The sequence below is a fragment of the Sinorhizobium sp. KGO-5 genome, from assembly GCF_036245905.1.
In the GTDB taxonomy this organism is placed as follows: Bacteria; Pseudomonadota; Alphaproteobacteria; order Rhizobiales; family Rhizobiaceae; genus Sinorhizobium; species Sinorhizobium meliloti_A.
This window is the reverse complement of sequence record NZ_BDIZ01000002.1, coordinates 798,383-820,275: the sequence shown is the minus strand read 5'-3', so window position 1 is coordinate 820,275 and position 21,893 is coordinate 798,383. Positions and strand designations below refer to the sequence as shown.

General features: G+C 60.9%; 20 protein-coding genes and 1 pseudogene. 8 read left to right on the top strand and 13 right to left on the bottom strand.

Translation table 11 applies throughout. The features are described 5' to 3' along the window. Positions 1–508: 508 nt before the first annotated feature. The gene (locus tag BHD07_RS13160; RefSeq protein WP_324765151.1) at positions 509–820 is read right to left on the bottom strand and encodes an ArsR/SmtB family transcription factor; all 312 of its coding nucleotides are present in this window, start codon (positions 818–820) and stop codon (positions 509–511) included. A gap of 49 nt (positions 821–869) precedes the next feature. On the opposite strand from BHD07_RS13160, the gene BHD07_RS13155 reads away from it, so the two are divergent. After that, entirely contained in the window at positions 870–1,688 is an 819-nt protein-coding gene (locus tag BHD07_RS13155; protein WP_324765150.1) for an alpha/beta fold hydrolase, read from the top strand. A gap of 365 nt (positions 1,689–2,053) precedes the next feature. Further along, positions 2,054–2,647, top strand: a complete 594-nt coding sequence (locus tag BHD07_RS13150; protein WP_324765149.1) for a tyrosine-type recombinase/integrase — start codon at positions 2,054–2,056, stop codon at positions 2,645–2,647. Between the two features lie 300 nt (positions 2,648–2,947). Here BHD07_RS13150 and BHD07_RS13145 read toward each other — a convergent pair whose 3' ends face one another. The 5 genes from BHD07_RS13145 to BHD07_RS13125 form a co-directional block, all read right to left on the bottom strand. After that, positions 2,948–3,460 carry a hypothetical protein gene (locus tag BHD07_RS13145; protein WP_324765148.1) on the bottom strand — a complete coding sequence of 171 codons (513 nt, stop codon included), beginning with the start codon at positions 3,458–3,460 and terminating at the stop codon, positions 2,948–2,950. After that, positions 3,457–4,932, bottom strand: a complete 1,476-nt coding sequence (locus BHD07_RS13140) for an alkaline phosphatase family protein (RefSeq protein ID WP_338280633.1) — start codon at positions 4,930–4,932, stop codon at positions 3,457–3,459. Before BHD07_RS13140 ends, BHD07_RS13145 begins: the two co-directional genes overlap by 4 nt. 4 nt (positions 4,933–4,936) lie before the next feature. Further along, entirely contained in the window at positions 4,937–5,800 is an 864-nt protein-coding gene (locus tag BHD07_RS13135) for a DUF6895 family protein (protein ID WP_445190486.1), read from the bottom strand. Then, entirely contained in the window at positions 5,793–6,254 is a 462-nt protein-coding gene (locus tag BHD07_RS13130; protein ID WP_324765145.1) for a hypothetical protein, read from the bottom strand. The genes BHD07_RS13135 and BHD07_RS13130 overlap by 8 nt, the downstream gene beginning before the upstream one ends. A 431-nt stretch (positions 6,255–6,685) precedes the next feature. After that, positions 6,686–10,903, bottom strand: coding sequence for a putative Ig domain-containing protein (locus tag BHD07_RS13125; RefSeq protein ID WP_338280629.1), 4,218 nt, complete (start codon positions 10,901–10,903; stop codon positions 6,686–6,688). Between the two features lie 243 nt (positions 10,904–11,146). On the opposite strand from BHD07_RS13125, the gene BHD07_RS13120 reads away from it, so the two are divergent. From BHD07_RS13120 to BHD07_RS13105, 4 genes are all read left to right on the top strand, one after another. Next, positions 11,147–11,677 carry a phage tail protein gene (locus BHD07_RS13120; RefSeq protein ID WP_324765143.1) on the top strand — a complete coding sequence of 177 codons (531 nt, stop codon included), beginning with the start codon at positions 11,147–11,149 and terminating at the stop codon, positions 11,675–11,677. 119 nt (positions 11,678–11,796) lie between these two features. Then, positions 11,797–12,327: a phage tail protein gene (locus BHD07_RS13115; RefSeq protein ID WP_338280627.1), complete on the top strand. Its 531-nt coding sequence runs from the start codon at positions 11,797–11,799 to the stop codon at positions 12,325–12,327. A 51-nt stretch (positions 12,328–12,378) separates the two neighbouring features. After that, positions 12,379–12,915 (top strand): phage tail protein, encoded by a 537-nt coding sequence (locus BHD07_RS13110; RefSeq protein ID WP_028000388.1) that lies wholly within the window; start codon positions 12,379–12,381, stop codon positions 12,913–12,915. 68 nt (positions 12,916–12,983) lie between these two features. After that, positions 12,984–13,478: a GNAT family N-acetyltransferase gene (locus BHD07_RS13105; RefSeq protein ID WP_033057494.1), complete on the top strand. Its 495-nt coding sequence runs from the start codon at positions 12,984–12,986 to the stop codon at positions 13,476–13,478. On the opposite strand, the gene BHD07_RS13100 is transcribed toward BHD07_RS13105, so the two are convergent. Beyond that, on the bottom strand, positions 13,469–13,762 hold the full coding sequence (locus tag BHD07_RS13100) for a DUF6916 family protein (protein ID WP_324765140.1): 294 nt from the start codon (positions 13,760–13,762) through the stop codon (positions 13,469–13,471). The genes BHD07_RS13105 and BHD07_RS13100 overlap by 10 nt on opposite strands. A gap of 820 nt (positions 13,763–14,582) precedes the next feature. Further along, complete coding sequence (locus tag BHD07_RS13095) at positions 14,583–15,230, bottom strand: TetR/AcrR family transcriptional regulator (RefSeq protein WP_324765139.1); 648 nt, start codon at positions 15,228–15,230, stop codon at positions 14,583–14,585. Positions 15,231–15,402: 172 nt separating this feature from the next. On the opposite strand from BHD07_RS13095, the gene BHD07_RS13090 reads away from it, so the two are divergent. Both BHD07_RS13090 and BHD07_RS13085 read left to right on the top strand, forming a co-directional pair. Further along, positions 15,403–16,296: an NAD(P)/FAD-dependent oxidoreductase gene (locus tag BHD07_RS13090; protein ID WP_324765138.1), complete on the top strand. Its 894-nt coding sequence runs from the start codon at positions 15,403–15,405 to the stop codon at positions 16,294–16,296. A 21-nt stretch (positions 16,297–16,317) separates the two neighbouring features. Continuing rightward, positions 16,318–16,791 carry a methyltransferase family protein gene (locus BHD07_RS13085; protein ID WP_027154429.1) on the top strand — a complete coding sequence of 158 codons (474 nt, stop codon included), beginning with the start codon at positions 16,318–16,320 and terminating at the stop codon, positions 16,789–16,791. 551 nt (positions 16,792–17,342) lie between these two features. On the opposite strand, the gene BHD07_RS13080 is transcribed toward BHD07_RS13085, so the two are convergent. The 5 genes and pseudogenes from BHD07_RS13080 to BHD07_RS13060 all read right to left on the bottom strand — a co-directional run bounded on the left by BHD07_RS13080 (position 17,343) and on the right by BHD07_RS13060 (position 21,818). Next, positions 17,343–18,143 carry a gamma-glutamylcyclotransferase gene (locus tag BHD07_RS13080; RefSeq protein WP_338280616.1) on the bottom strand — a complete coding sequence of 267 codons (801 nt, stop codon included), beginning with the start codon at positions 18,141–18,143 and terminating at the stop codon, positions 17,343–17,345. A gap of 75 nt (positions 18,144–18,218) precedes the next feature. Next, positions 18,219–18,676 (bottom strand): annotated as a pseudogene (locus BHD07_RS13075) (Rid family hydrolase). A 92-nt stretch (positions 18,677–18,768) separates the two neighbouring features. Then, positions 18,769–19,605: an alpha/beta fold hydrolase gene (locus BHD07_RS13070; RefSeq protein WP_338280614.1), complete on the bottom strand. Its 837-nt coding sequence runs from the start codon at positions 19,603–19,605 to the stop codon at positions 18,769–18,771. A gap of 174 nt (positions 19,606–19,779) precedes the next feature. Then, on the bottom strand, positions 19,780–21,378 hold the full coding sequence (locus tag BHD07_RS13065) for an MFS transporter (protein ID WP_338280612.1): 1,599 nt from the start codon (positions 21,376–21,378) through the stop codon (positions 19,780–19,782). Continuing rightward, the gene (locus tag BHD07_RS13060; RefSeq protein ID WP_324765133.1) at positions 21,375–21,818 is read right to left on the bottom strand and encodes a DoxX family protein; all 444 of its coding nucleotides are present in this window, start codon (positions 21,816–21,818) and stop codon (positions 21,375–21,377) included. The genes BHD07_RS13065 and BHD07_RS13060 overlap by 4 nt, the downstream gene beginning before the upstream one ends. Positions 21,819–21,893: the final 75 nt, after the last annotated feature.

Below are 21,893 nucleotides of genomic sequence, written 5' to 3'. Positions count from 1 at the left end.
GCGGTGGTAGCGCCGCCCGTGAAATGAAGTCACCCGCGGCAGCGGCCGCAGCTAGAGCCGCCAAGCCTCGGCCATTTGGGTGCGCATGCGCTCGGGGCGGCGGCATATGCCGTCAAGGCAGCAGTCTGGCGGCTCCGTATAGTCCGGAAGCGCTGAGACCGAGAGCAGGTGGCAACTCGCACAAATGACGGCTGACGTGCGAGCCGCACTTCGGTCGCTCCCTCCAGTTGGCGAGAACCAGTCGGGTCCTCTCGGGCCAGGCCTCCTCGCATCAGGTGAAATCGGCATGATCATCCGGCAGATCCAAGCCTATCTCATCGAAACGGGTGGACGCTGAGCAACGCCTAAATGTTGGGATTGGCCTGTAGCTCCAGACAATTGAACTTCCGGTTTTGTGAAGTTGCAAATTGACTTGGAGTGACAGAGGTCGGCGAGTGTCGCAAAAAGCCCGAAACCTATAACGTAGCGAGCTTTAGGATTTCTGCGACACCGGCAGATGGCAGAGCTATCACGTTGAGGAAAGCTCGCTGGCCAACCAGTCCAGATAGCCTCTGATCGCAGCCTCATCCCGCCTGCAATACGACCATTTCAGGTGCTTCCGCACCGTGATAAATCCCGCTTGCTTGAGAATTTCCAGATGCCGACTTGCCGTAGGCTGCGCAACGGCTAGGGCCTCGGCAATCAATGTCATGCAGACGCCGAACTCGACCGGATCGGCGGACCATTGGTGGCCGAAATGGTTTTGCGGTTCCGCCAACAGTCGCAGGACCGTTAGGCGCTGCTCGCTCGCCATGGCTTTGATTTGGGTTGATCTGTCCATGGCTCTTATCATATTGTCATTTAGCTAAGTTGCAATGTGAGTCGTCATCGTGCTGGACCTGCCCCATACCACGATCATTGAAGGAAACGCCGTTCATTGGGGTAAGATCGGGAACGGGCCGCCGCTGGTGGCGCTTCATGGGACACCCTTTTCCTCGCAGGTCTGGCGTAGAATCGTGCCGCAGCTCGCCGACCGCAGGACCATCTACTATTTCGATCTGGTCGGCTACGGGCTATCGGAGATGTGCGAGGGGCAAGACGTGTCTCTGGCTGTCCAGAACAAGACCCTCGCCGCTCTGTTCGCAGAATGGAACCTCGACCGTCCCGATGTGCTGGCTCATGACTTTGGTGGGGCAACGGCGCTGCGCGCCTATTACCTGAACGGTTTGCGTTATCGTTCCCTGACGATCTTCGACGCCGTTGCCCTTGCTCCTTGGGGGTCCGCTTTGGTCCAGCATGTGCGCAAGCATGAAGCTGCCTTCTCGGGGATGCCGGACTATATGCACCGGGCGATTCTACGAGCCTACTTGCAGACCGCCGCCTATAATCCGCTGTCAGAACAGGCATTGGAAATCTACAGCGCACCGTGGCTCGGGGCAGTAGGCCAGCCCGCGTTCTATCGCCAAATCGCGCAGATGGATCAGAAATACACCGACGAGGTCGAAGGACGTTACGGGCGGATGGAATGCCCGGTGACAGTCCTTTGGGGCCAAAATGACGAATGGATACCCTTCGAGAAAGGCGTGGCCCTGGCGACGGCGATCTCCGATGCCGAGTGCATCGCCATACCGGATTCCGGGCATCTTGTTCAGGAAGATCGGCCCGAGGTTATCGTAGCGGCTGTCCTGAAACGGCTCGCCCAAGGGTAGCACGGAATTTATCCGCAGAGCTTGCCGACATGTCGCAAAATTCCCGAAACCTGCGACACGGTTTGCTCGGTGCAGAATATCCGGTTTGTAGTTGCGCGATCAAGTCCAATGAATGTCTTGGAAGGGGTCGCTTGCCGAACGGCAGCTACCGGCTGGGCATATTCCAGGACCGGACAGTCCGCAGTCGGCCCCATTCACGACGTTCGACGTGGTATCCCCAAGCGTCGGCAACTGGCGCAACTTGCTCGTTCAGATGAGCAAGGCGAAGGGCTGCCTTCCACCCAAATAGTCGCTTCTCGAAGTACGCTCAACCTGCCTGAAGGTTGAGCGCTGCGGTGTGGGGGGTGGCTCTTGGGAGTGAGGCTATGTCTAGCTGGAACTCGGGCCGCATCATCGGTCAGAAGCCTCCATTGAAGCCAAAGGAGGTCTGGGCCATCCGAACCCGCCTCCAAATGTCGGGCGCGGTGCGTGACCTGGCGCTGTTCAACCTCGCGATCGACAGCAAATTGCGAGCTTGTGATCTCGTCGCGATCTCCGTTGCCGATGTTGCGATCTCCGGAAGGGTTCGCGAGCGGGCGATCATCATCCAACGGAAAACAGGCCGACCAGTGCAGTTCGAACTGACCGATCAAACGCGGGATGCTGTCGATGCCTGGATTGGACTTCGCCGGCTCGGTGAAAGGGATTATCTGTTCCCCAGCCGTGTGCACGCAAAGCCGCATCTTTCGACGCGGCAATATGGTCGGATCGTCGAGCGGTGGGTGTCGAGCATCGGACTTGATCCGAAGCGCTACGGCACGCACTCGATGAGGACGAAAGCGGCGCAGTTCTACAAGAAGACAGGGAACCTGCGCGCCGTCCCGCTCTTGCTCGGCCACAAAAAGCTGGAGAGCACCGTGCAATACCTCGGTATAGAGGTGGACGACGCCTTAGCCATTTCTGAGCAAGTGGAACTGTAGCACTCAAGGGCGGCGCTTCGCTTCGAAGCGCCGACCGCTCGTCTACTGAGGCGAAAGTTCGACCCGTTGCGGCCCTTGCCGCCGGACACTACGAACGGCCCCGAGCGGACTTCTATTAGCCGGTCGACGCTGCGGTGAAAGTCGCCAACTGAGCATCGTATGCACGCTTGTGTTCGGAGCCGCGCCTCGCCGCGAGAGACATAGGAGGAGAGGTTCGGCTTGGATCCTTCTCTGCTAAATGAACGTCGAAGACATTCTTGCTTACGCGAGCGGCCCCAGCCCAATTACCCCGCCGGCCCGCTATGGCTCGGTTGAAAATGGCTCTCCCCAGCGGCTAAGCCCCGGGTTCGCTTCATGCCGGACGGGGCAGCGTGCATTGGCCTGTCGTGCCTTCTTCTCCATGAAGCATCCGCAACAGTCACATATGCGAGCGTCGGCGGTAGCGAGCTTCACGGTCGCATGGAGCAGATCGTTCGGCGCAGCGACATAGTGGTCGCATGACCGGCAAGCCGCCAGGCGTCGTTCGTACGTCTCGATATTGACGACGGCAAAGCCGTCACGCGCCCAGCGCCAGAATGCGCCAATTGCCGCTGCCATAGCCTCCCGAGAGGAGGGACACGCGGTCTTCGCCGCCTCCGAGAAATGCGCCCTCAACTCGCCGAGCGAGCGACGCTGGTACATCGCCGCGCGGCCCTCTGGATCGGCGAAGGTGCCCAGCAACGCTTCTGCCGAGATTTCCTCCGCGGCTCCGAGCAGCCGCCGCAGCTCGCAAACGGCTTTCTCGACCTCTTGCCCATATGCGTTACCCTTCATAGGGCAGCCCTTCTGGCCTCGATCTTGTTCCGCACCTCCTCGAGATACTGGGCCGCCTGGGCGCGCGTCCTGATCGACCTCAAACGGTTCACGATCTCGGCTTCGGCGGCGGGCGGTGAGAGCGCTACGTCCCGACGCATGGCAACATAGATCTGGCCCGGCAGATTGCCTCCATCTGGCGGAGACCCAGGTGGCAGGGGTGGCCGCGCCACCGGTTTCGTTTGTGATGCTGCCGGCTCCGGCAAAGTCGTCGGCGCGTCCGTTCTCGGCGTCGAGAGCGACAGCAGCGAGGTAAGATTGTTGGCGCGAGCATCGCGTTCCGTGAGCGGAGGCAAGGCGAACAGAACCTCGACGGTTGCCGGGATTGAAGCGTGATCGTACTGCCGATGATCAATGATCCGCTCGGGGATCAGGGGTGACACGATCACGGCCGGGACGCGAGGGCCATACCGTTCGAAGGTGAAGCCATATCTGTTGAATTCGGAGCCGGACAGCGTGTCGTCCGGAGCCACGGCCGCTGGCGGCGGAACGTGATCGTAGAAGCCGCCGTGCTCGTCCCAGGTGATGATCAGCAGGCTACTGTCCCAAAACGGCGAATTGCGGATCGCTTCATAGGTCGCCTTGATCAGGGCTTCACCCGCGGTCACGCCGTCCAACGGATGTTGAGATGTACCACCCTCATAGGTGCCGTCGAGGAGGTTTCCGTAGCTCGGCTCGATCAAGGTGAAAAGCCACGGATAGCTGGAGCTCGCGAGCGCGTCGGCAAATTCGTCGAAGGAGGTAATGCCGGACTCTCCGACGTTCCTGACCGCCTTGGCAATAGGGAAGTGGTCACCGGCAAAGATGCGCCATCCAAAGTCGGACTTGCGGTCGAGGAGATCGAAGAGGGAGCCGTTCGGAAAGGTGAAGCCACCGACGTCCCATTCGATGATCTGGCTAAGCGGTGGACTATAGTCGAGCCCGCCAGATGAGGCCGCATAGGCGAAAAAACGATTGGGCCACGTCGGCCCCGGCATGGAAGCGCACCAATTGTCGCAAACGGCGAAGGCTCGCGCCAGAGCATTCAGTACCGGCAACTGGTCTGGCGAGAAGCACTTCATGATCTCGCCAAAGTCGTTCGGCGCGTCTCCCTCTCCGGCGGTATAGGAGACGGCATAATTGCTGACGAAGCCGGTGTTTTCGACTTTAGGATAGGAACCACCCGGCTGATAGCAGGCACCCTGCCCGCAAAGCTGCTCAACAACGTCGGGGAACTCGTGGGCCGGGTCCACGGGCATCGTCTCGTCCGCCGGCTGCGTGACGGTATAGGTCTGGCCCTGATAGCTGTTGGACTCCGTTCCGTTCAAGCCGTTGAGAGAGGTGGAATCGCCCGTCACCGCATCCATTCCGACAATGCCGGAAAAGCCCAGCATGTGATCGAGCGACCGATTCTCAAGAATGAGGACGAAGACGTTGGTGATTGCTGTTGTCATCTTTCTAGTCTCCGGAGAACGAGGCCGCTTCCGCAAGGGCCAGGAGAGTCATGAGTGTGGCATGATATCGATGCTCGAATGCTCCCCCTTCCCGTGGCACACTCCGGTCCGTCGGAATGCTGCCCTGTACCAAGGCCAACTCCGCCAATGACAGAGTGCCGCTTGAGAAAGCCGGTGTTCGTGCAAGTCCGGTCCATGCCATCGCGACGAGGAGCTCGACGGCGATGTCATAGTCGCCGCGTGCCAGACGTGCCTCGGCGCAAGGCGCGAGAACATCGGCCAGAAAGCGCTGCTGTTCGGCCGGCCAATACCCACTCCTCCTGCCGAAATGCGTGGCGAAGAAGACGAGATGCGTGAGCCTGTAGAGTGTCGACTGGCCCAGACCTTGTTGCCAGTTACTCATCAGCATACTGAGTTCGCGATGAACCGCAGGTCGGCAATCCTCAAGGCCCGCCATGTCGCGGGCGAAGGCGATATTGAGCGAGTTGCCGCTTGCGGCCAAGGCGCTGTGAAGAGCGGCTTGATCTGCGAACCGGCAGCCGGTCGTTCGCTCGAAAATCGGGAAAAGCATGAGCCATTCCGTTTTCGGCTCGTGGGCCGTCCAAGGATGGAGGGCAGCAAGGGCCGTCATGGCCGTCCCGAGACTTCTTGTGCTTCGGCCGACCCACGCACTTCGTTCGTTTTCCCTGACCGGTCCGGCCGCTAGCGCCCACAGCACGAGAGCCAGTTCCGCAAGTGGCTTAACTTGTTTGAAGGTCACGGGCGCCGATCCGGCCTTCGGCAAGAAACTTGGCCGGTGTAAATCGATCCAGGAGCGGAGCCGCCATTCGGCGGCTCCGCTCCTGCTTCGGCCGCCGCTCTCAGGCAACCTTCTGTTCCTTTGCCCTTTCTTCCTTCTTGGCCTGCTGCGCAATCAAGGCCGTTGCATTTCCCGCATTCATCCCGGTGCTGCACGATCCGGAATTCTCGGTCATCACGAAGGTCTCGGTCGTGACGGAAAAGTACAGCGTCGCACCGTTGTCTTCGCTCTCGAGCATGCACTGTTTCGAGGGAGCCTCCAGGGACCCTTCGGTGGCATAGTAGCCGGCATTCGGTCCATCGAGCACCTGGATCCCGCAGAACCAGTAATCCCGGCCCGTATAGAAGACACCGGTGTTAAAGCCGACCGCAAGCGGACCGGCACTCTGCCCAGGCGCAATAACGGTATTTGGTTGATTCCAAATTTGCGGCCCGTCGTCGCTATACTCATGCGAAAACGCGATAATGGCGTTTCCGCCGGTATTGTTTGTCACATAGATTTGCGCGCTGCTGTTATAAGACATGGATATCCTCCCTGAGGTGATGAAGAATGATAATCACACTGCATGGGTGCTTGTCGCACGCCTAAGCCAACCACAGTCCTCCCTGAGATTACTGCAGAGCAAGCGATGTTTACTGGCGATATCTAGATGTGATCGCATACGCAGTTCACGGGCCACGACATGGATGTCGACGACCGGAAATGGAGTTCGCGATTAAGGAGCATTAAATTCGCCCAGCACGCGGACAGTACCGCAAGTCGAGTAAATTCGCATCCCTACAAAACTATGGATTGCAGCGCTTTTCCTTGTTATTTTTGTTCGGAGAGTTTTCCAAAAGCGCAGGCCGGGTCTTCTCAATCTGACATGTCACGGGGCTCACAGCCCCAGTAGGCAAGAAGGCCGTTTGAGTTGCCGCTGTCTGCACGGCAAGGCGCCGGCCTGCCCCGGCGTTTTCAGTACTGCTTCGACACGTTGAGAAGCACACCGTGGTCTGTATCGCCTTCGATACCGAGCATGCCCCGATATTCGACGCGGATCGCGAAGTCCTGCAAGGTTTTAATGTTGGCGCCCACGCCGACGATGAAGCGGTCGCGATCGAGACCATCGATGAAACTGCGGTAAGTGGGACCGCTGAAGATATCGGCGTAGTTCATCGTGACCGCGCTGTCCCCCCCGAAGTCATGCTGGTACTCGAGACGGAGTTCCGGCGAGACGATGCCGAAGCTCGTCGGCTGGTCGTAACGCATCGTCACTCCCAGACTGCCTGTCGTTGTGGTGATGTCCTGTTCGCCATAACGGAGGGCCGTCGAGGGATCTCCCCTTTCGGTAAAGGCGTCGAGCGTGGCGCGTGCGACGTCGAGCCGGGCATAGGGCGAAAGGTGCAGAGCCTGGACGTCGAAAAGCCCGCCGGCCGAAACCGAGGCGAACCATTGCTTGCCATCCCGCTCTCCAAATGCGAAGTCCCCGGTCGATGTCACATATCTCTTGGAGTCGAATGACAGCCACTGATATCCAAGCAAGCCATCGATGAAGAAGTTCTCTGCGGGCAGGTAGCTGCCGTAGATCGCAGCGGTGTAGCTGTCCCCCTTGCTGCGGCTTCCGTTGTTGCCGACGTCGCTGTCGTCATGGCCATAGCCGAGGCCGACCCCGATCGCCAGATCGCGATTAAACCGGTAATCGACGCCGCCGCTCAAACCCGTCGTCTCGAACTCGAAGCCATCCCCGCCATCACGATCACCGACATTGATCGAACCGCCGGTCCAGATCGTCACCTTCGTTGCTTTTGGCTGCGCAGATCCACCGGCCGCCTCATCGGCGAGCGCGGCCTGGAACAGAGCGTTCCCCGGCGTCACCTGCCCTCCTCCGCATTCTTCGGGCCTGAGTGTAGTTCCACGACCACGGCAGGCATCCGCGAAGGAAAGGGCAATGCCCTGGAAGAAGCTGACGCCGTCCGCAGGTTCACCCCCTCGCCCGCCGGCTTCGTGCAGCGCCTCGAGCCGCTGATGGAAATTTGCGATCTGCGTCGTTGCAAAGCGGCGCGTCGCCGCCGTTTGCGCGTTCAATATGCCCATCACCTCGGCATCGAGCGTCGGATCGGGCCTGGCGGACACATCGAGATAGATTGCCGTCGGCTCGGACGTTGCGAAGGCATTGCTGAGCGTGAATGTCGCCGTTGCCGCGCCCTCGAATTCCGGGTCGGCGGTAAAGGTCAATTGCTGACCGGATAGCGACGCGCTTCCGGCATCCGGCGGTGACAGGGAAATCAACGAGGCGCCGGTGAACGGCCCTCCGCTGGCACCGGCCGCAAGATCGATGGTGACCGTACTGCCCATCACGACATCGATGCGCCGCGATAGCGGAATCGGACGCGGATTGACCTCGATCGTGACGGTCGCGGCCGACGAACTGCCCGCTGGCCCAAGCGCCCGGTAGGTGAGCGTATCCGTCCCGCCGAACGACGCCTCCGAGGTATAGACGATCGAATTGCCGCTCAAGGCGGCGCTGCCATTCGCCGGATCCTGGACGATCTCGATGGACGAGATCGCCCCCACGTCATTGGCGGTTACATCGATCGTCGCCGATTGACCTGCGACGGCGGTTGCCGAGTCGGGATTGGCAACCGGTACTGCATCGGCGACGGTTACGCTGTAGGCGGCCGACCCGGTGAAATTCTGCGCGTCCGTCGCAACGACAGTGAAGCTGTAGCTACCCGCCGTTGTCGGCGTTCCGGATATCTCCCCGCCAGCCGCCAGAGATAGCCCCGCGGGCAAGGCCCCGGCGCCGATGCTGAAGGTGTAGGGTGCAGTGCCGCCGCTCGCCGTCAGCGACTGGCTGTAGGAGTGGCCGGCGACGCCGTTCGCGATCGTCGCGGGTGTAATGGTGATGGTCGGACTGGAGACCGCGAGCGTATAGGATGCCGTCGTCGTCGACGGCGTGCCGCCGGTCGCGTCTGTTAGGGTCACGTCGAAGTTGAAGGACCCTGCGGACGTAGGGGTTCCCGAGAGCAGGCCGGAGGCGCTCAGGCTCACGCCTGCCGGCAGGGCGCCGCCGGTGACGCTGAAGCTATAGGGCGCGACACCGCCGCTCGCCGTCAGCGCCTGGCTATAGGCGACACCCGCAGTGGCCGCGGGCAGCGTCGTCGGCGAAATGCTGAGCCCGCCGGTGCCGACCGTCAGGCTGTAGGCTCTCGCCCCCGTTTGTCCATTCGCGTCGGTTGCCGTCACGGTAAGGCCGAATGTTCCCGACTCCGTCGGCACGCCTGAGAGCACGCCGGCCGAAGAGAGCGACAGCCCGGCCGGCAATGTCCCTGCCGTCGGCGCGAAACCGTAGGGTCCGACGCCGCCGGATGCCGACAATGTCGCGCTGTAAGCGGTGCCCGCGGTCGCATTCGGCAGCGTCGCAGGATCGATGGCGATCGTTGGCGCACCGACCTGCAGCACGTAGTTCGCGGTATCCGAGAACGGCCCACCGGTTCCGGATGAGCTGTCTTCGGCCGTCACCGAAATAGAAAAGGTACCTGTCTGGACCGGCGTGCCGCTAAGCGTCGCCGTCGCTGTGTCGAAGGACAGGCCGGTGGGCAGAGTGCCGGTCAGCGAGAATCTGTAGGGAGCGGTACCGCCGTTGGCGCCAAAGGTCTGGGTGAACGTCGTCGCATAAGCGAGGTTCAGGGTGCCCGAGGATGGCGAGATGGCGATCGTCGGGGCAGAAACTGTGAGGGTAAATGGCTGCGCCGCGCTGAACGGGCCGGTTCCCGTACTGCTGTCGGTGGCGGTCACGGTCAGGCCAAAGCTGCCGCTCTCGCTCGGCGTGCCGGAGACCGTGACGCTCGTGGTGGAGGTTCCCGTTACCGCCAGGCCGGCTGGCAAGCCGGTGACGCCAATGCTGTAGGGTGCCGCCCCACCGGAAGCGCTGAATGTCTGGCTGTAAGCCGTGCCGATCTGGGCGGTTAACGAGCCGCCGGCGGTGATCAAAAGGGTCGGGTCGGAAACCGTGATGCTGACCGTTGCCGGCGCCGAGGTTCCGGTGCCGTTGCTCGCTGTATAGGTAAAGCTGTCTGCTCCGCCATAGCCCGCTTCGGGCTGATAGGTGATGCTGGTCCCCGAGGCGATCGCCGTGCCGTGTAGAGGTGCCGTGGCGATGGACACGGATGTCGCCGTGCCCCCGGTTATGTTGAGGGTGATCGGGTTAGCGCCGCTGCCATAGGCAACGATCGCAAAGACCGGATTTGCTACGGGGATCGCATCGGCGATGGTAATCGCATAGGCGTTGGAAGCCGTGTACGGCCCCGTGCCCGTGCTGCTGTCCGTTGCCGTGACGGTGAAGTTGAACGTTCCCGGCGAGGTCGGCGTGCCGGTGATTTGTCCGTTGGCGGCGCCAAGCGCCAATCCGGTCGGCAGCGCTCCGCTCGTCAGCGCATAAGTATAGGGCGCGGCCCCCCCCGTGGCAGAATTGAGCGATCCGGAATAGGCGGTTCCTACGGTTCCGTCTGCAAGGGCCGTTGCCGGCAATGTCATCGCTGGCGGAGCGACCGTCAGCGTGTAGGCCTGCGCTCCGGAAACGGACCCGGCATCCGCCGCGGTCACCGTAAAGTTGAACGTTCCACCCGCCGTCGGCGTACCGGTTAAGATGCCGGCCGAGGACAGGCTCAGGCCAGAGGGAAGCGCTCCGGCAGTAACCGCGAAGGTATAGGGCGCCGTGCCGCCGCTGGCAGAAATCGTCTCGCTATAGGCACTGGCCACCGTCGCTGATGGGAGCGTCGGCGGGCTGATGGTGATCGTCGGGGCGGCGCCGATTGTGACGTTGACTTGAACGTCATTTCCGAGGCCGTCGTCGAAGACGAAGCTGTCGCTCGTCGCCGTGTCGCTGCCGCCGAAATGCGTATAGGTGACCGATTGCGTCGCTATCGTGTCTATCGTGACCGTGCCGTGAGAAGGAGGGGTCTTCAAGAGACCGATCCCAAAATCGTCCGGCCCGTCACACATGCTGGCATCGATGACGACCGAACCGCCATGGGTGACGCTGACATTGAACGGACCGCAGTTCGGCGATGGCGCAGCCGCGGCGGGCCCGTGAGCCAGAAAGACGATGAACCCCAAGACCAGAAGTGCCGTCCAGACGGCGACGATCATGCGGCGTCCGGTGGCCCGGTGCGGCAAGCCGGTGTGATGCATCTTTTCCCCCGCCAGCTATCTCAGCGTGCGCTTAAATAAATATTCACAACCGAAACATGTATTTGGAGCTATAATGACGTGCGTTGATTTGCGCAATAGCACTCCTGGATGAATCCGGAAGTGAGACGCCGCTTAAGAGTTTTTTACCAAGGCCGAGGAGCACGGCTTGAAAGAACGCATCCAACAGGAGAAGATGCACGCAATTAGACAACCTGGAATACATGACGGTTCGGAGGCATGACCATGGCCGAGGTTTTTCTGGGGCAGATCATGATGGCAGGATTCGAATTCGCGCCACGCGGCTTTGCACTGGCAAACGGCGGCTTGCTACCCATCAGCCAGAACAGCGCCCTCTTCTCGCTGTTTGGAACCGCCTATGGCGGCAATGGGACAACCAGTTTCGCATTGCCGAACCTGCAGGGGCGCACCCCCGTCGGCATCGGCACCTCCGCCGATTCGAGCTGGAATCCGACACCCTTTGTTCTGGGCGATTTCGGCGGATCCGAGAGCGTTACGCTCTCGCTCGACCAACTGCCGACGCATGCGCATCAGGCAAACGGCACATCCGCCAACGGCACCGGACGCAATCCGACGGACGATCTCTTCGGCACGAATTCCGCCGATATTTACGGCCCCGCGAGCGGGCCGCAAGTGATGCTTTCCGGCAATACGGTGGCTCCAACGGGCGGAGGGCAGCCCCACGCGAACATGCAGCCCTATGGCGTCATCAACTTCTGCGTCGCGATTGCCGGCATCTTTCCGTCGCGAGGCTAAAGCATTTTGCAGTCAGGTGGAATCACCTGTGGTCGCACAAATGCGGCGAAGACAAACAGGTAGAGCGGTGGCGCGAACGGATGGGAGCGCATTGCGCTCTGGCAACAGGAGAAGCGGTGATGAGTGAACCCTTCGTCGGAGAAATCCGTCTGTTCGGCTTCCCAAAGGTCCCCAATGGCTGGCTGCCTTGCGATGGATCCAAGTGGTCGATCTCGGTCTACGAGGACCTGTTTACGCTCATCGGAACCATTTACGGCGGCGACGGCGTGACAACCTTTGCCGTCCCCAATCTCGCCGGGCGCGTGCCCTTGCACTACGGTACTGGGCCGGGTCTGACCGAGCGAATGATCGGCGAGATCGGCGGCTCGGAAAACGTCACGCTGCTGCCAAGCCAGATACCTTCGCATGGGCACGCCATGAATGCGACGACATCGCCGGCAACCGAATCCTCGATCTCGACGTCGGTCGAGCTCGGCGCGCTTACGGGCGACACGCTCTACGTCACCGATACCAGCGGATCGTCTCCGTTCGTCACCTCGCCCGCCTCGACGGGCGCGGCCGGCTATACCTCTCCGCATGATAACACGATGCCGACGCTTGCCGCGCAATTCTGTATCGCCTGGGCCGGGATTTACCCAAGCCCGAGTTGACCGGGCGACGGTCCACCGCACCCCTGCCCTACTCCTTGCGAGGACACGATAATGACCACACCATTCATCGGCGAAATCCAGCTTTTCGGCTTTAATTTCGCGCCGCGCGGCTGGGCCTTCTGCAATGGCGCGTTGTTGCCGATTCAGCAGAACTCGGCACTGTTCAGCTTGCTCGGAACGGAGTACGGCGGCGACGGCCACACGACCTTCCAATTGCCGAACTTCGCCGCACGCGCCGCCTGCAGCCAGGGCACCGGCATCGGGCTGACCCCGCGTGTCGCAGGTGACACCTTCGGAGAGGCAGCCGTCACGCTGACCCTGACGCAGATGCCGTCCCACACACATGCCTTCACGGTCTATAACCAGAATGACCCGAGCAAACGGGCCGCCTCGCCAAGCACGGGTAATTCGCTCGCTTCGCCGACGTCGAGCTCGCCATTTGCGAGCGGCGCGGAACCGGACGCGCAATTCGCGCCCGCCATGATCGGGCCGGCGGGCGGCAGCCAGGCCCACGAGAACCAGCAGCCCTACCTTGCCGTCAACTTCAGCATCGCGCTTGCAGGCGAGTACCCTTCGTTTGGCGGATGACGATGGGCAGGGGCTTCCCTCTCCCGGATTTCCCAGCCAGCGACTGGGGGAAGGAAGCATTGGCGCAAATGGGGGTGCGCCCCGCCTCGTCTTCCGACATTCCTTTCCTGAGAGAGCTTTATCGAACGCTTAGGCTCGATGAACTGGCCGCGATTCCCTGGACTTCGGATGAACGGCAGGAGTTCCTGGACAGCCAGTTCGATCTCCAGCACCGCCATTATCTCGCCGCCTTCCCCAGGGCGGATTTTCTCCTGATTCAGGAAGGCCTTGCGCCGGCCGGTCGCCTTTATATCGATCGAAACATCGACACCTGGCACATTCTCGACATCAGCCTGCTGCCATCCTTCAGAAACCGGGGCATTGCCACGGCTCTCCTGACGAGGCTGCAGTCGAATGCCAGCGAGACGCGCGCATCCCGCATCTCGCTCCATGTCGCCCGTGACAATTCTGGGGGGCGGCGGCTCTATCGTCGCTTGGGTTTTATCGAGGACGGGGAAAGCGAGACGCACTTTCGCATGCGCTGGCGCATCGAGGGTTCAGGCGGGCGTGCGGATCAATTGTAGATCGCCTGATAGAGGATTCCGCTCCGGTCGCGAGCAATCGGCACAAGAAACACCTCGATCGATCCGAGCCGGGCATGTTTCAGCCGGTATGTCCGTTGGGGCAGCACGATGGGCGAGCCGCTGCGGAACAACAGGGAAAAGGGGGCGCGCCGGAGCCATGAAAGATTGTGACCCGGCAGCGGGCTAGCCTCGGCCAAAGTCAGCGCCAGCGACCCCGTGCCCATGTCGACATCAAATCCCTCTCCGACACACGGCGCAAAGTGATCCAAGCTCACGACATCCATGCGCAACCTCAACAGCAACTTTTGGACAGATGCCCTACAGATGACATATCATCAGCGTTCAGTACTCGCGTAAACTGTATATGTTGAAAAATTTCACCGGAGTGGTTGCAGTATCATTAACCGCGGCAAAAGCTGGACCCGCTAGGGTCTCAATCGAGAAAGGACGGGAGCAATCTGGCAGATCCGGAAAAGTCGCTCCTGCTGGTCGGTCTCTTTGGCCGCGCGCATGTATTTTGGCGCTATGTGGCCGGTCGCTCTTCTCGCGAAGACACCACATGAAGTAGCGCGGGAATTGCCATTTGATTGCGACCAGCTCGACAGTTAGCAGCAGGCGTTTTGGCCGCCAGCCTGCTCCCGCACTGATGAGCCGCGACCTGACACACGAGCGAGCTTTGCCGCTGCAAGCCGTCTGGCAACGCGGCTCAGCGCTGATCAGCGCGTCGATACGCGTTTTCGATCACCATGACTGGACCTCCAGTCAGTCCAAGCAGTTCCAGTCGCATCTGGGTTGTACGATTGTTGGTCGAGCGCCAACATACACAACTTGGCGTAAAGCGGTCACTCAGCGCCATCCCAAGGAACTTCCGCTGTCCACCCGTTGCGGACCCTCAAAAGCGGAGTCGTGATTGGCCGCTTTGCGCCCCATTTCCGCCATTCAGACCACCGTTGCAGTTTCCCGAAAGCTGGCGGTCTGCTAAGCCGGCACTAATGGGGTGGTAGTACGCCGCCTGTCACAGGTCCTGGAACACCGCGCAAGGCGTTGATGGCAATGCGGGCATCCAAAACATCAAGCATATACTCCTTCGCGGCCTCGTCTAGGCTATCCGCCTGCGTGGTCGCTGCCACCGTGCGCGGCGATGAACATGGCGACGGCCGACCGGCAATAGGATTCGATTTCGTTATCGTCCTCTGCTCTCGCCTCATCGAAGCGTGCGATTATTAGAAGATCGGATCCTTTGAAAAGCGCGGCAAACAAGCGGGCGGACCGGAGAGGATGGGGGACGTTCAGAACCGCCTTTGCGTGCAACTGACGCAAAAGGGCCTCGATTTGGGCGATCACATGGGCGGGGCCGGCTTCGTAATGGACCTTACTCAGGGACTTTTGATTCGGCGTGTCGGCCATGACCATGGCTTCGACACTGCGGACGTCCGGGCGCAACAGCGTGCGGAGCAGCGATGATCCCACAGCCATGAGCTGAGCTTCGGCCGAACCGTCGACACCTTCAAAAAGGGTCTCTGGTACAAACTGCTGGCAGCGGGCCGTGAAGGCAGCGCCGAACAGCGCCTCTTTGTTCTCGAAGTGCCTGTAGATACTGAGCTTGGATATCTTTGCCCGCTGGGCGACCTTGTCCAATGTCGTCCCCTGAAACCCCAGTTCAGCAAAGAGTTCGCCCGCTGCGTCCACAATTGTTTGGCCAAGCGCCTCGTTGGCGGGCCGGCCGCGCCGGCCCCGATTATTTTCGCTCACGACAATTCCAGTCCTTGACAGTATCGTTATTCATGAATTACGATACCATATAGTATCCGAAATAAGCAAGCCAAAGGTTGGATTTGCCCTGTCCTCCAAATTAAGTTTCCTGCGGCCGCTTTCGCGCCAAGGACAGCCCAGCCCCTCCACCCGTCAAACGGAGCGCATCACTATGGATAACGTCATCATCATCGGCGGCAGCTTTGCCGGCCTCGCCGCCGCCCTGCAGCTCGGCCGTGCCCGCCGCAAGGTCACCGTTCTCGATACCGGCCTGCCGCGCAACCGCTTCGCCAGCCACTCGCATGGTCTGCTCGGCCACGATCACAAGCCACCGCTGGACATCCTGGCCGAGGCGCGGCAGCAGCTGACGCGTTATCCCACGATCAGGCTGGTCAATGCCCGGGCCGACAGCGTCTCCGGCACCATCGACAATTTCTCCGTCCTCACTGGCGATGGCGAAAGCCATGGGGCGCGCCGCCTGATCCTGAGCTATGGCGTCGTCGACCAGATGCCTGCTGTTCCAGGCTTTGCCGAAAGCTGGGGCACATCCATCGTGCCCTGCCCCTATTGCGATGGCTTTGAAGTCGCCACTCAGCATTGGGGCCTTGTCTGGTCCGGCCCGCCGTCGCATAATTATGTCAGGCTGTACCAGGATTGGACCGACACGTTGACGGTCTTCGCAGATGGTCACGACATTGCACCCGATATCCGGGCCGATCTGGCGAGCCGCCACATACCTGTCGTTGATGGCCGGATCACCGAAATCGCCCGTCACAGGGGCCATAGTGCCACCGTCAAGCTCGATACCGCCCCCGATGTCGCAGTCGATATCTTGTTCGCGCATCCGCGCAACAAACCGTCCGCAAGCCTGTATGAATCACTGGGCCTCGCCACGGTCGATACACCCTTTGGCATCGCCCTCAAGGTCGACGAGCGTCGCGAAACCAGCATACCCGGCATTTATGCCGCCGGCGATCTTGCAAACCCAGCCATGGCCTCGGTCACCACGGCAATATCGCAGGGCGCGACGGCGGGTATCTCCGCCCAGCAGTCGATGCTGGTTTGAGATCACAGATTGGAGATGAGTATGGCCGTCGAACCGGACAGCGCGGGTGTGCGCTTCCCTCCGCCCTTCGTCTATCTGGGAGCGCTGCTGTTGGGGCTGGCGGCGGAGCGGTTCGTCACCCTGCGCTCGTTCGGCATCGACTGGCGGTTGCTTGTCGCGACGGGCGCGCTTCTGTTCGTTGCCGGCGCGGCGATGATGCTTGCGGCGGCGGGGCTGTTCCGGCGGCTGGGCACCAACGTTCCGCCGTCGCAGCCAACGACCCTCATCGCAACAACCGGTCCTTATCGGTGGACCCGCAATCCGATGTATCTCGGCATGGCGCTTATCTATGCCGGTCTTGCGATCGGCTTCGACGGGCCGATCGCCTTCGCATTGCTCCCGTTGGTGCTGATCGCGATCCAGACGCAGGTGATTGCCCGCGAGGAGCGCTATCTCGAAGCGAAGTTCGGCGACGACTACCGCCGCTACAAGGCCGAGGTTCGCCGCTGGCTCTGACTATTTGGTCACCGCTTGCCGCCACAAATGAGCCGTCGACGCACCGCACGCCGATGTCTGCTTTCGAGAAGCGGGAACCAAGAGCGGACAGACCGCCACCGGCCCGTTGCGGTCATTGCCCACGGGTCCCCAGCCACCTCGTGAGGATACTGCAGTATCCGCCGGAACCCCGTAGGATTGTCGCGGTCAGATCACGCAAGTAGCTGCGAAGACATCGCTTTTTCTACTGGGGAAATGCGGCTACGGAACTGAGGGAATGGGTCCCCAAACGGCTTGCCTGGGGGCTTTGGATTCTCACATGATTGCAATGACTTAGAGAATTCGTCTTTGTTTTCCTTGTCTTTACCCGTCGCGAGCGACCGTTGATGCCACCCTTGTGCCCTGGCTTTGGGCATCAGTCAACAGGACGGGCGAGCGGCAATTATTTCCGTTCTTGGACATCCTGAAGGTGATTACGCCGCCATTATACCGGCGGCAGTTATGCTCTCGATATCCATATCGATGCAAGTAGTGGCACTTGTGAAAGAGGACATTGGGTTGTGGGCAGCGCGTTAACGTCCGCCTATTGCGGCCTTGAAACCAGAGCCAAGTGCGAGCGATACCGCTCGATCCAGATCCGAAAGAGGAGAAAGCTGTCCCCCGTTCAAATTCTGAATCTTTGCTGCCACCAGCGCCTGAAGCCGCCATAAGTTGCGATCGTAGACGCGCCTGTCTGCGAGGTAGGAAACGGCGCGGTACAGATATTCTGCGCAGGATCCCGCCGGTCCGCATGCCTGGGCAATGAGCCCAGCGGCTTCGTCAAGCGCAATCTTCTCGGTCAACAGCGAGGTTTTTGGACTTGCCCAGAAGGTGAGCGCACGCCGGGGGCCCGAAGGAGTCCGAGCAGACACCCAGCGGATCATCTCGCAGACCTCCGCATAGCGGATCTCTCGTGCGAGAAGGCGGCGAATGTCCTGTTGCCTTTGGCTTCGGGACATCTTCAAAGCGACACCAGAGCAGCTTCCTCCAGGTCTAAGTGCTAGCATGAGGCCGGGCGCATCAGTGGTCGCCCTAAGGCGTTCAATCCGAAGCGAGAACGCCCTGTGCCATCCATGGACGACGGCAGCTTCGCGTGCAGAAGGCTCAAAACCAGGATTCCACATCAGGGATCCGTAGGCGAATACCCATATATCCTCGTCCGCGACCTCCTCCTCAACCCGCTTCATGAGCTCTTCGAGTTGCTGAGATGAAATCGGCGTCCAATTGGGCTCCGGGCCTTCATCTTCGACAACCTTGAGCGTTCTGGCAACAAGATCAGGCGTCAATTGCAGAGCAATTGGGGCACGTGTCTTGTTGGCAGGTCTTCTTTCCATCTTGGTCACCGTTCTGAGGAGATGGCCGCCGAAGCTCGGTCGTGTCCGGCGGTTAATGACGTGGACTTTGAGCAGTCAGTCAGCGGGACGATCGATAACGGCTCGGAATGTGATCTCAACGATCTGTTCCGGAAACGCCAATGCAGTGACGCCGATCAGATTGCTGGCGCACTGGGGTATGCCCGTTCCGTACATCTCCTTGCGGATCTTTGATCCGGCTTCAAAAGCGCTCGGAACATCCAGGACGTAAAGCGTCTCTTCAACGACATCGTCGAGAGTGGCGCCAAATTCCGCAAGCAGCTTCTTGGTATTGACGTAAGTCTGACGAATTTGCGCTTCCATCTGCGAGAAGTCGGAGGGACGCCGTTATCATCGAGCTCGGCTGGAGCAACGAGCTTGCCGTCATCACCGTGGCTCAACTGCCCGGAGATGTAGATGGTGTCCTTGACCTGCACGGCCTCGACGTAACCGAAGGCCTGCTCCCAGACAACGCCGTGGTTGGCGATCTTCTTTGCGGATTTGTTGGTGGGCATAGTCGTCTCCTTGGAGAGGGTCGTGATTAGGTCTTTCTCGGGCTGTTCGAGGCGGCGGATGTGCTAGAGGCCGCTCCCGCCGCAGGCTCTGATCAAGCCTGGACGAAGGCCAGCAGGTCGGCGTTGAGAACATCGGCATTGACGGTAAGCATGCCGTGCGAGAAGCCGGGATAGGTCTTGAGCGTACCATTCTTCAGAAGCTGGATCGACTTGAGTGCCGAATCGGCGATCGGCACAATCTGGTCGTCTTCGCCATGCAGCACGAGTGTCGGCACACTGATTGCCTTGAGGTCTTCCGTCTGATCGGTCTCGGAGAAGGCCTTGATGCCGTCGTAATGAGCCTTGGCGCTGCCCATCATGCCCTGCCGCCACCAATTCTGGATTACGCCTTCCTGAACGGTCGCGCCGTCGCGATTGAAGCCGTAGAATGGGCCAGCGGGAACGTCGCGGAAGAACTGCGCGCGGTTGGCGGTGAGTGCCGAGCGGAAACCGTCGAAGACTTCCATCGGCAGGCCTTCCGGATTGCTTTCGGTCTTCAGCATCAGCGGCGGAACGGCGGAAACCAAAACGGCCTTGGCAACGCGGCCTGCAGGCTCCCCGTGTTTGGCAACATAACGGGCAACTTCGCCGCCGCCGGTGGAGTGGCCGATATGGACGGCGTTCTTGAGATCAAGAGCTTCGGCGACCGCAAAGGCGTCGGCGGCATAATGGTCCATGTCGTGCCCCTCAGAGATCTGGGCGGAACGGCCGTGGCCGCGGCGGTCATGGGCGACGACCCGATAGCCGTGGCGGAGGAAGAACAGCATCTGCGCGTCCCAGTCGTCCGAGGACAGCGGCCAGCCGTGGTGGAAGACGATCGGCTGCGCGTCCTTCGGACCCCAGTCCTTGTAGAAGATTTCGACGCCGTCGTTAGTCGTGATGTATGCCATTGTAGTAGCTCCTTTGTTTTATAATGCAGCACGCGTTGAGCGTTCGGTGAGCTGCCGTTGTCTGACGCTTTCAATCTAGCGGAAGTCGCCCGATCAACAATTGCAGCAATAGTTTCGAGTTTATTGCGATTTTGGAAATTATCCGAAGGCGGAGGTCACCCCGCTGTTACCCCGTCAGGCAGTGCCCGGTCGGTTGATTGTCAGGAAGTGGCGAACGACAGGCTTTTCTGCTCCGGCATGGAAGGCGAGAACCTTGCCTTGCAGGTCGGCGTCGGCGTTCGATACCCGCTTGTGCTGACGAAGATGCTCGGCCCAGGACTCGACCATGAACCATTCGACGATCTTCTCAGGGTCGGCTGAGTCTTCGGTGACGCCCCAGCCATAGGCCCCATCGCGGCGACGTTCCTGGGAGAGCTGGTCGACCGCGTGCAGAAAGGCACTACGGTGATGCTTCTCCACCTGGTATTCGATCAGGATCAGAACCGGGCCGCGGTCCTGGGCGACCGGTTCGGCGGCAAGCGGCTCGGGCCAGTGGTTCGACGGCACCAGGTCGGCTTCGCCCGCCGGGAGTTTGATGCGGTGCATGACGAACCCTGCGACAAGCAGACCTGCCGCGCCAATGAGCAGGGTAGACTGGATGCCGACGGCCTCGCCGATTGCACCCCAGCCGAGGCTGCCCGCAGTCATCGCGCCGTTGAAGACGGTCAGGTAGACGGCGAGTCCGCGACCGCGAACCCAGTTTGGCAGCACCGACTGCGCTGTGCCGTTCAGCGTTGTCAGGGCGGTAATCCAGGCGGCGCCGAGGAAGAGGAGGACAGTGATGGCGACGATCTTCGGCGGTGCAAGTGCAAGCACAACCATGGCGACCGCGGTGATGATGGCGGCGCCGAGAAGCAGGCCGTCGGAGTTCAGGCGTTGACGCAGCTTTGGCATCACGAGTGCTCCCCCGATTGCACCAGCGCCGACCGCGCCAAGCAGGATCCCGTAGAAGCTGGCATCACCACCGAGCAGTTGCCGGGCAACCAGAGGAAGGAGCGCCCAAACCGCGCTGGCAAAGGCGAAGAAGATCGTCGCACGGAGGAGAACCACATGCAGCGGCCTGCTGGAACGGGTGTATCGAAGTCCTGCTCGGAAGGCACCGAAGAAGTTCTCCTGAAGCGCGTCGCTGGCGTTCTTGGCGCGCGGCCACCAAAGCAGAGCGGCGATGACCCCGATGTAGCTCGCAACGTCCGCCCCGTAGGTAATCCCTGCTCCAAAGGCGGCGAGAAGCAGACCGCCAGCGGCCGGTCCTATGGACCGGGCGATGTTGATGCCAAGCGAGTTAAGGGCGACAGCGCTTTTCACGTCTTCCCGCTTTACCAGTTCCGGCACGATCGCTTGCCAGGTCGGGCCCATCAGCGCCGCCCCAATGCCGCCTAGAAAGGTTAGGCCGATAAGTGCGCTGACCGAAAGCATGCCGATCTGCGAAAGGACCATCAGGGAGATGCTGACGGATGCCAGCAGGAGCTGGACGGCGATCAGGAACTTGCGGCGGTCGAGGATGTCGGTGAGAACGCCCGCAGGAATGGCGAGCAGGAAGATCGGCAGGGTTCCGGCGGCCTGGACCATGGCGACCGCGGCCGGCGATGCCGAAAGATCCGTCATCAGCCAGGAGCTTGCGACGTCGCGCATGAAGCTTCCGGTATTGCCAAGGACGGTGGCGATCCAGAGAACCGCAAACACAGGCTGTGCGAGTGGCGCGAAGGTTCCGCCGGATGCTTTTGCCGCGCTCATTTGCCTGCTCCCTTGGTGAGGTCGAATGCGGCGACGAAGAGGAATGCGCCAGCGAGGCCAAGATGTTCAAAGAAGGCGTTGGTCGCCATCATGCGGTCCATGCCGGGAGCCATCTCCCAGAAGCGGAGAGCGATGAAGGTGGCGAGAAGTGTGAAGCCAGCCAGCGCCAGGGCGCCTGCCCAACGCAGGAAGCCCGAGACCACCATGGCTGAAGCCGCGAGTTCGAACACGATGACGGCGACTGCGAAGAAGGCGGCTGGGTGGAGACCGAAGTGGTCCATTTCGGCCAGTGCGCCGTTGAAATCGAAGATCTTGGTGAGCGGACCCTGGATGTAGGCGGCGCAGAGCGCAAGCAGCGACACGGTTCGCGTGACCGGAGAGGCGACGATGCGTGCCAGACTGCTCCGGACTGGATTCGACATATGGGATTGGTGGGTCATATCTGCTCCTGCATGTTCGCCGATCTGATCGAGCGGCTGCGTTTGATGGAGCGATATTGGCTGGTTACCGTCTTA

What these genes read in the sequence shown, in the direction of transcription:
- BHD07_RS13070 (WP_338280614.1), bottom strand. Translation starts at nt 19,605, where the DNA reads ATGGCATACATCACGACTAACGACGGCGTCGAAATCTTCTACAAGGAC.
- BHD07_RS13065 (WP_338280612.1), bottom strand. Translation starts at nt 21,378, where the DNA reads ATGAGCGCGGCAAAAGCATCCGGCGGAACCTTCGCGCCACTCGCACAG.
- BHD07_RS13120 (WP_324765143.1), top strand. Translation starts at nt 11,147, where the DNA reads ATGGCCGAGGTTTTTCTGGGGCAGATCATGATGGCAGGATTCGAATTC.
- BHD07_RS13140 (WP_338280633.1), bottom strand. Translation starts at nt 4,932, where the DNA reads ATGACAACAGCAATCACCAACGTCTTCGTCCTCATTCTTGAGAATCGG.
- BHD07_RS13060 (WP_324765133.1), bottom strand. Translation starts at nt 21,818, where the DNA reads ATGACCCACCAATCCCATATGTCGAATCCAGTCCGGAGCAGTCTGGCA.
- BHD07_RS13090 (WP_324765138.1), top strand. Translation starts at nt 15,403, where the DNA reads ATGGATAACGTCATCATCATCGGCGGCAGCTTTGCCGGCCTCGCCGCC.
- BHD07_RS13115 (WP_338280627.1), top strand. Translation starts at nt 11,797, where the DNA reads ATGAGTGAACCCTTCGTCGGAGAAATCCGTCTGTTCGGCTTCCCAAAG.
- BHD07_RS13160 (WP_324765151.1), bottom strand. Translation starts at nt 820, where the DNA reads ATGGACAGATCAACCCAAATCAAAGCCATGGCGAGCGAGCAGCGCCTA.
- BHD07_RS13150 (WP_324765149.1), top strand. Translation starts at nt 2,054, where the DNA reads ATGTCTAGCTGGAACTCGGGCCGCATCATCGGTCAGAAGCCTCCATTG.
- BHD07_RS13130 (WP_324765145.1), bottom strand. Translation starts at nt 6,254, where the DNA reads ATGTCTTATAACAGCAGCGCGCAAATCTATGTGACAAACAATACCGGC.
- BHD07_RS13100 (WP_324765140.1), bottom strand. Translation starts at nt 13,762, where the DNA reads ATGGATGTCGTGAGCTTGGATCACTTTGCGCCGTGTGTCGGAGAGGGA.
- BHD07_RS13085 (WP_027154429.1), top strand. Translation starts at nt 16,318, where the DNA reads ATGGCCGTCGAACCGGACAGCGCGGGTGTGCGCTTCCCTCCGCCCTTC.
- BHD07_RS13125 (WP_338280629.1), bottom strand. Translation starts at nt 10,903, where the DNA reads ATGCATCACACCGGCTTGCCGCACCGGGCCACCGGACGCCGCATGATC.
- BHD07_RS13110 (WP_028000388.1), top strand. Translation starts at nt 12,379, where the DNA reads ATGACCACACCATTCATCGGCGAAATCCAGCTTTTCGGCTTTAATTTC.
- BHD07_RS13145 (WP_324765148.1), bottom strand. Translation starts at nt 3,460, where the DNA reads ATGAAGGGTAACGCATATGGGCAAGAGGTCGAGAAAGCCGTTTGCGAG.
- BHD07_RS13105 (WP_033057494.1), top strand. Translation starts at nt 12,984, where the DNA reads ATGGGGGTGCGCCCCGCCTCGTCTTCCGACATTCCTTTCCTGAGAGAG.
- BHD07_RS13080 (WP_338280616.1), bottom strand. Translation starts at nt 18,143, where the DNA reads ATGGAAAGAAGACCTGCCAACAAGACACGTGCCCCAATTGCTCTGCAA.